The organism is Desulfobacula sp. (assembly GCF_014237455.1).
Classification (GTDB): Bacteria; Desulfobacterota; Desulfobacteria; order Desulfobacterales; family Desulfobacteraceae; genus Desulfobacula.
In genome coordinates this window covers 1-2,485 of record NZ_JABZFL010000112.1, presented here as the reverse complement: position 1 = coordinate 2,485, position 2,485 = coordinate 1, and the positions used below count along the sequence as shown (strand labels likewise).

The 2,485-nt window shown below is 44.0% G+C and carries 3 protein-coding genes; all 3 read right to left on the bottom strand.

Annotation, left to right across the window (positions count from 1 at the left end; all coding sequences use genetic code 11):
• The coding region (locus HGJ91_RS16340) for a hypothetical protein (RefSeq protein ID WP_291348913.1) at window positions 1-232 on the bottom strand (232 nt) is incomplete at its 3' end.
• Window positions 233-256: 24 nt separating this feature from the next.
• Window positions 257-1,345: a transposase gene (locus tag HGJ91_RS16335; protein ID WP_291348912.1), complete on the bottom strand. Its 1,089-nt coding sequence runs from the start codon at window positions 1,343-1,345 to the stop codon at window positions 257-259.
• A complete protein-coding gene (locus tag HGJ91_RS16330) occupies window positions 1,342-2,217 on the bottom strand; it encodes a site-specific integrase (protein WP_291348911.1) in 876 nt (291 codons plus the stop codon). Before HGJ91_RS16330 ends, HGJ91_RS16335 begins: the two co-directional genes overlap by 4 nt.
• Between the last annotated feature and the right edge of the window lie 268 nt (window positions 2,218-2,485).

Below are 2,485 nucleotides of genomic sequence, written 5' to 3'. Positions count from 1 at the left end.
CAAGAAGCCGCGGATCTATAGGGGGAAAGGTTGCCGATTTGCTGGATGTGTTAAAGACCAGATACGATGAAAATTTTAAAAGCGTGCCTTTCTCTTGATATAAAAACCAAAAGTCAGGCTGTTTCCAGCCATTAATACCCAGGTCGAGAATTAAAATATCGGCAATTTGGCGCACGGGTACTGAAACATGCCTAAGACAGTTGCTGGTCAGGCTGTTTGTAAAGTTGGCCAATACCGGATCATCAGTTTTGTAATGCTATCCGGATCTACATCGTGGTTCAGGCTTTACAAAGAGAATAAATTTCAAATCATGCCCGCAATGGCTGCATTTAATAGTGGGTATTTCCGGTTCCGGGATTTCAGTAAAAAGTGCAATAATGTCATGTATGAATGAAATGAGTTCACGGATTTTTTCAATGGACAAGGCACTGTTGGGATTAAGAAATCCATAATGCCTTATTTTCATAAATCCTTTGGGAAGAACATGCTGCAAGAACCTTCTGATAAACTCCATGGCATCCAGTGCCATGATTTTCCATTTTTTCTTTTCACGGTCTTTGTACAGAAATCTGATGACATTATTTTCAATGCTTTTGATACGGTTATTGGAGATGGCCACCCGGAACACATATCTTGAAAGATAACGTAAGGAATTTTGTCCCTGTCCCACGGCCTGGCTGTCAATCACCCATTGCCGTTTCCAAACTGCGGGATCTATTTTGTCGAGCAGTCCGGCTTTTTTCATTGCAGCCATGAATTTAGCTTTGAAAATGATCTCCAAAGGTTTTGTGTGAACAAACAGATCCTGCCGGGAAGAAAACCATTGGTCATTATTATCAGACAATGCTCCTCCGGGAATGACCAGGTGTAAATGGGGATGATACTGGAGCATGCCGCCCCATGTGTGGAGAGCTGCCAGATATCCTATTCGATCAGATCCGATAAACCGTGCATCTTGTGCTAATTTTTTCAGCGCTTCATTGGTGCATGAAAACAGTGCGCCATAAGATAGTTTCTGATGAGATCTTACAACATCCCGAAGACCTTGGGGGAGTGTGATCGTTAGCAGAAAGTAATGGGTCGGCAGCAGTTTTTTCATCTGCTGATTAAGCCATTGATCCGCTTTATTCTGCTGACAGTTGGGACAATGGCGGTTGCCACAGCAACAGTGGATAAAATGCAGGTTACGACAGTCACTGCATTCATACACCATTGTTCCAAAGGAACCATTTCGACAGGCGATAATATCCCGGATGGTTTTCTTATGAGATTGCGGCATTCGATCACCATAAAGAGCCATATATTGTGGGCCATACATTTGAAGGATTTTTTGAACATCACTCATGACAATACCCCCTGCATGACCTTGGAAACTTTGTCATTGGAATCAACTTGAGCCTGTGTGGTCACATGCAGATAAATCATGGTGCTCTTAAGCGTTTTATGGCCTAATATTTTTTGGACGTGCCGTATGGGGATATTTGCTTCCAGCAAATGAGTTGCATACGCATGGCGGAATACATGAGGGTGGACATGTTTTTTAAACTTCAGGCGTTTCAAAGTAGTTCGCAGGACTCCTTGAACCCCACTGTCACTCACATGATTTTTGGCATATTGAGCGTTCTTACCGCCATTGCGGCCCAAGGCAGGGAATATCCATTTTGGATTTCGATGGATTTTATAGTATTTGCGCAAAGTCAACAGGGTTATTTTAGGTAAAGGTACCGTCCTGTCCAGGCCACCCTTGCCGCCGTGAATATGCACAAGCCCTCTGTCAGACAGGATATCTTTGACCTGAAGTGTTGTTGCTTCCCTCAAACGCAGTCCCATGGAATATAATGTCAAATAAAATGTATGGCTTTGCACGGTGGGCAGGGCATAAATAATCTTCCTGACTTCTTTCAGGCTCAAAATAGTCGGTAAGGTCTGCTCACGCTTCCACTTGATGTCGTTGAAAATGTTCCAGGATTGGACCAGCGTTCTGGTAAAAAAATGCTGAATACCGGAGTAACTGATACGCAGTGTAGCTGCGCTCCAGCCGAACTCATTCTGACAGCAAAGCCAGTATTGACGAAGCTGTTCTTCAGTGATATCTTCTAATGGTTTATTATAAAAGCGCTGTAGTTTTAAAACCGCGCTGGTATAGGATTGAATACTTCGCTTAGCATAACCGGCTAATTGGAGATCTTCCTTAAAACGTTTGATTAAATTGCTCATGGTATCTTCCTCTCTTCTTTAACCTTGTCGGGTAGAAGATACCGACCTGCAAGCCGGTAGAAGATACCATGGGCAATGGGATTAAACAATGTCGGCACGGCTTAATCTGCCGCGGAGCGGCTTACTTGAACATCCGCTTGCACTCTGACCGGCGGGGTCGTGCGGCTTTACAAAGTTTTCGGTGTGCGAAATAATGCACCATTAAACATGCCCAGGTTCTCGCCGCCGTGAGGTGAAGCGGGGCGTTATGAATTTCAATTCCCAAGGA